This window comes from Intestinibacter sp., assembly GCF_051866655.1.
In the GTDB taxonomy this organism is placed as follows: Bacteria; Bacillota; Clostridia; order Peptostreptococcales; family Peptostreptococcaceae; genus Intestinibacter.
Window position 1 is genome coordinate 1 of the sequence record NZ_JBJDXL010000145.1, and the last position, 5,927, is coordinate 5,927.

The following is a 5,927-nucleotide window of genomic DNA, read 5'->3' on the forward strand; positions in this document are numbered from 1 at the left end:
GAAAACTCCATCTTCAACAACCTTTGGCACTGCAGGATATGAATTAGAGATAGCGTTTAATTGATTTTGAATAGTTCTAACATAAGAGCCTTCTGAACCAACCTGCAGTGAAGTACCAGGATAAGAAACTGGAACTCCAGATACAATTTGAGCATTGGCAAATACTATATTATCGCCGTAAAAATATTTTAAAATATCCTCATAACTATATCCCTGATCTCCCAAGTCCTTACTTCCCCATTGAGCCATTTGATCAGGACATTGAACCCTGACGCCATCACAATACTGTGCCAAAAGTGGCTGTCTAGATGTAGGAGGTCTTCTTATAAAAGTATTGAATACTGAGTCTACAACAACAGATATTTCATCGAAAATATTCCTATTGTGTATATATTTATGGTCGTAGTTAGTTGTAGATGTAATCGTAAAATTAAACCCTTTATTTCTATACCATTCAGTAAAAACTCTATTCAATGTAAATGAAATAATTGCGATAACATTGGCGAAAATAGTTTGCTCTGGCCATGTTGAGTATATTTCAGAGGAGGCTACATTTTTTATATAGGTTTTAAATGGAACCCAAAAATTTTCAGCAGATGTATCCTCAGGCAATCCATCGTGGACTACTATAAATTCGGGAACTACAGGATTATCTAAAACAACAAAGCCAGTCGGTGCAGGAATTGGCTTTAAGCTATCTTCTGGTATTTTAGGTGGATAATCTCCCCATAAGGTATGAGGACCTATATCGTAGATTATTTCGTTTTGTCTTTTATAAGAGAGTCTACTTCTTTCTCTTGGTCGCATTGGAATTGATTGTCTGGCATTTACAACAGGCAAAAGCTGCGTTCCGTCTATTATAATGGTTTCATATCCGTCCTTTATCGCTTCTACGATGTAATCTTTATATGGCTTTACGTCTGATGGCTGCAAAGAATAAGCTAAGTCTGGTGCTGATAGAGGAAGATTATTTATTTGACCGGAATTATCTGTTTTTAAATTTTGATATACTGTAGAAGAGGCTGAGCCATCTTCATTTTGTCCGTAAATATTTATAGTAACGTTCTCCATTGGAGCATTAGTAGTAGAATCGATAACGTTTACTGTTAAATAACCGTCTTGCATTTAATCACCTTCTTTTTTAGATTGGCGATATATTTTTATATATCGCTAGGTATTTGTTGATAATTCTATTATTTATTTTATGAATAGAGTCAGTTTTTTGTGAAAAGATATTTGATAGGAGTTAATTTAAAGAAGGGAAATAGTTATATGTTGACTTTTTTATTTATTTTTTTACCAGTAATTTGCTTTATATTGTGGATTTATTACAAGGATAAATACAATAAGGAGAGTATACATGTACTTTTAAAGTACTTTGTTTTTGGAATAATAATTAGTTTTTTTGCCATAATTATAGAAAAGTTTTTAATAAGTAAAAATATATTTATAGACGAGACAAATTTGATATATACTGCATTTATAGTTGCAGGCTGTACAGAAGAAATATTGAAGGGGATTGTATTGACTTTTTTCGCAAAGAGAGAAGAGTCCTACGATGAGAAGCTAGATGGGATAATATATTCTATTTTTTTATCGCTAGGATTTGCTACTATCGAAAATATAATTTATGTAAGCTATGAAAAAGTATTTTCAGTATTTGAGATAGCATTTGTTAGGGCATGTATATCTATTCCTGCACATATTATGTTTGCGATTACTATGGGATATTATCTATCGAAGTATAAGTTTGAAAAAAATAAGGTCAAGAGAAGACAGGATTTATTTTTAACTTTTTTAATTCCAATATTGCTTCATGGTATTTTTGATTTTATATTGATGATAGAATATAGATGGACTATTATAGTTTTTATACTATATATAATAGTTTTAGCCAAAGTAAATTTAAATAAACTTAATAAATATATGTTATATTCAAAGAAGCGATTTTTTGATAGACTAAAACATAGGAGATAATTAAAATTTATTGTTAAATATACCCCAAATAGTGTTAAAATTAAAAAAGCCATAAAGTACGAGAATATAAAATATTAGCGAGAATAAAATATATAGAAAGGAAAAATAATTTGATTAATTTACCAGAAAAATTTTTAGAAGATGTAAAAGTCGTATTAAAGGATGAATACGAAGAATTTATAAATAGCTATAATGAAAAGAGGACAACAGGGCTTAGACTAAATACGATGAAGATGTCCGAGGAAAAATTAAAAGAGTTAAATTTATTTGAATTAGAAGAGATTCCTTGGGCAGAGGGAGGATTTTACTACGATGAAGGTAGCTGTAGACCAGGTAAAAATCCTCTTCATGAGGCAGGTGCATATTATTTGCAAGAGCCATCAGCTATGAGTGTAGTTCCTAAGCTTGATATACAAAAAGGGGATAAGGTACTAGATATGTGTGCAGCCCCAGGAGGAAAATCTACATATATATTATCTCAACTAGACGATACAGGAATTTTAGTATCAAACGAGATAAACCCGATTAGAATAAAGGCTCTAGGAGAGAATTTAGAGAGATTTGGAGCTAGAAATTGTATAATAACAAATACAGATTCTACAAAGCTTAGAAAGGTATTTACTGGATACTTTGATAAAATAGTAATAGATGCACCGTGTTCAGGAGAAGGTATGTTTAGAAAGGATCCAGTTGCAATCGAAGACTGGAGTTATAGCAAGGTTCTAGAATGCCAATCTATCCAAAAGGAAATAATAAGAGATGGATATAAGATGCTTAAAAAGGGAGGAATTTTAGTATACTCCACTTGTACATTTTCAACAGAGGAAAATGAAGAAGTAATAGATGAATTTATAGAAGAAACTGAAGGTGCAGTTCTGATAACAAAGGAGAGGTTATGGCCTCATAAGATAAAGGGAGAAGGTCATTTCGTAGCTAAAATTCAAAAATTAGATGATGAAGACTGTAGAGTCAAGGATATGAAATTAAAAAAACTAAACAACGAGATTAAAGAATATAAAAGCTTTGAAAAGAAATATTTAAACGTAGATTTTGATAATAAATACATGCTGAGAGGAGAAAATCTATATTTACTTCCAGATGAATGTCCAAACTTAGATAAAATAAAGGTATTGAGATATGGTCTTCATTTAGGAGTGTTAAAGAAAAATCGATTTGAGCCTTCGCATGCATTGTCACATTATTTAAAATTAGATCAAATAAAAAATATACAAAATTTGAGTTTAGATGATAAAGAGGTATTTGATTACTTAAGAGGAAATGTAATAAATACAGGTCAAAGTCGTGGTTGGGTTGTTGTAGCAGTCGAAGGAATACCTTTAGGATGGGGTAAGGAATCAAATGGAGTACTAAAAAACCACTATCCAAAGGGATTAAGGATAAATTATTAAAAATCAATTAAACTAATAAATAGGAGATGGTGTTATGAGTAAAAAGGAAGTCAATGAACAAGAAAATAAAAGCTTAAAAAGCAGTATAATTGAATGGATAAAAGTTTTTGGACTTGCTATTATATTAGCATTTGTAATAACTTTATTTATAAAACCTACTTTAGTTAGAGGCGATTCTATGCTTCCAACACTTCACGAAAATGACTACTTAATAATAAATAGAATTGGATATAAAATAGGACAACCCGAAAATGGAGATGTCATAGTATTTAAATCTGATTTAGAACAAGAAGACGGTTCAAACAAAGATTTAGTTAAGAGAGTTATTGGAGTTGAAGGCGACGAGGTTTTAATAACAGGAGGTCAAGTTTTTGTAAATGGAAATTTACTTGACGAGCCTTATCTAGAAACTGGAATGTACACTGAAGGAGAAATAGATTTAGTAGTTCCAGAGGGAAAACTGTTTGTATTGGGTGATAATAGAGAGGTTAGCTTAGACAGTAGATACGATAAAGTCGGTTTAGTAGATGTAAGCGATGTAGAAGGAAAGGTTTTTGTAAGACTATATCCTTTTAATGACATAAGTCTTATAGATTAATTAGGTACATAAATAGGTGAATGTGAATAATAAATAATATAAGAAAATCTATATTATTAGTTTTTAGAATAAGATTTTTTTATAAGAGGGGTATGACTATGATTAATTTAAATATTAATGGACAGATAAAGAAATACGTTGTAGAAGATCCATCAAAGGGAATTAGATTATCAGATATAGCTAAAGATTTTGAAATGGAGTACTCAGGATATATTTCTTTAGCTATAGTAGATAATGAATTAAAGGAATTAACTACTTATATAAATCAAGACAGCACTATAAAATTTTTAGATACAAAAACTCCAGACGGACTTAGAGTGTACACTAGAACGCTAAATCTTGTTTTTATTATGGCATGTAAATGCTTGTTTAAGGATAGTAGAGTTGTAATAGAGCACTCGTTATCTAAAGGAGTGTATTGTGAAATACATCTAAATAGAGAGCTTACAGATGAAGATATTTCTAATATAAAACAAAAAATGGATAAAATTATATCAAAAGATTATCCTATAGAAAAGACATTATATACGAAAAAGGAAGCTATAAAAATATTTGAAGATATGGGATTATATGAAAAGGCTGAATTGATTAAGTACAAGGAAAAGGACACTGTAAAAATCTATAGATGTAATACTTATATAGATCATTTTTATGGATATATGATGCCTTCAACTGGATATATAAAAACCTATGATTTATTTAAATATCAAAAGGGTGTAATTTTAATGGCAGCAAGTGAGGATAATAAACAAATTCCTAAAAAATTTATCCCTCAGCCAAAGCTTGCAAATATATACAAGGAAGCAGAAAATTGGTCTGATTTAATGGGTGTAGATAAAGTATTATCTTTAAATAAAATAATAGAAGAAAAAAAATACGGAGAGATAATAAGAATTGTTGAAGCCTTACATGAAAAAAAGATAGGACAAATTGCCGATATAATAAAACAAGAGAACAAAAGAATAATTTTAATAGCTGCACCGTCTTCATCAGGCAAGACAAGTTTTGCGACAAGATTATGTATTCATTTAAAGGTTAATAATTTAAATCCAATATCTATTTCATTAGATGATTATTTTATAGACAGAGCTAAGACACCGTTAGATGAATTTGGAAAACCTGATTATGAATCTATATATGCTATAGATTTGGATAGATTTAATAGGGATTTAAGTGATTTACTAGAAGGAAAAGAGGTTCAGCTTCCTAAGTATAATTTTATGACAGGTAAAAGCGAACAAGGAAAAGTTCTAAAAATAGAAAAAAATCAACCTATAATATTAGAAGGTATCCATGGATTGAACCCATTGCTTACATCTTCAATACCAGACAGTGAAAAATTTAAAATTTATTTAAGTGTATTAACACAATTAAATTTAGATGACCATAATAGAATACCAACTACAGATTTGAGATTAATAAGAAGAATAGTTAGAGATAATCAGTTTAGAGGTCATACAGCAGAGATGACAATAATGGGTTGGCCTTCTGTAAGAAGGGGCGAAGAAAAAAATATATTCCCTTATCAAGAAGAAGCTGATTTGATGTTTAATACAGCTTGTGTATATGAGTTAGCTGTATTAAAAACATACGTAAAACCACTATTAGAAAAAATTGATAAAAGCAGTGAAGCTTATATAGAAGCTAAAAGGCTTTTAAAATTCTTACAGTATTTTGTAGAATTAGATGATTTATCTGATATACCTCCTACAGCGATAATTAGAGAATTTGTAGGCGGAAGTAAAATAGTAGATTAATTAAGATTATATACATTGTAAAATAAGGATTAATTTAGTTTTATAAATTAGTCCTTATTTTTGTATACAAATATATATATAAAATATTATAATTATAATAAATACAATATGAAAAAATATTTTTTTTTATATTGTATTTATATTGAAATTTAATTATAAATAATGTAATATATGAGTATGCAAAAT

Annotated in this window: 5 protein-coding genes; 4 read left to right on the top strand and 1 reads right to left on the bottom strand. The window is 29.4% G+C overall.

What is annotated here, in order from left to right:
* Positions 1-1,125, bottom strand: a 1,125-nt coding sequence (locus ACI3VO_RS04125) for a peptidoglycan-binding protein (protein ID WP_439756706.1), incomplete at its 3' end; no start/stop codon positions are given.
* A 147-nt stretch (positions 1,126-1,272) separates the two neighbouring features.
* Between ACI3VO_RS04125 and ACI3VO_RS04130 the strand changes: the two genes are divergently transcribed.
* The 4 genes from ACI3VO_RS04130 (at position 1,273) to ACI3VO_RS04145 (ending at position 5,741) form a co-directional block, all read left to right on the top strand.
* Positions 1,273-1,977: a PrsW family intramembrane metalloprotease gene (locus ACI3VO_RS04130; RefSeq protein WP_439756707.1), complete on the top strand. Its 705-nt coding sequence runs from the start codon at positions 1,273-1,275 to the stop codon at positions 1,975-1,977.
* Between the two features lie 110 nt (positions 1,978-2,087).
* Positions 2,088-3,386 (top strand): RsmF rRNA methyltransferase first C-terminal domain-containing protein, encoded by a 1,299-nt coding sequence (locus ACI3VO_RS04135; protein ID WP_439756708.1) that lies wholly within the window; start codon positions 2,088-2,090, stop codon positions 3,384-3,386.
* Positions 3,387-3,420: 34 nt separating this feature from the next.
* Positions 3,421-3,984: a signal peptidase I gene (gene lepB / locus ACI3VO_RS04140; protein ID WP_439756709.1), complete on the top strand. Its 564-nt coding sequence runs from the start codon at positions 3,421-3,423 to the stop codon at positions 3,982-3,984.
* A 92-nt stretch (positions 3,985-4,076) separates the two neighbouring features.
* Positions 4,077-5,741, top strand: a complete 1,665-nt coding sequence (locus tag ACI3VO_RS04145) for a nucleoside kinase (RefSeq protein ID WP_439756710.1) — start codon at positions 4,077-4,079, stop codon at positions 5,739-5,741.
* The last annotated feature ends 186 nt before the right edge of the window (positions 5,742-5,927 follow it).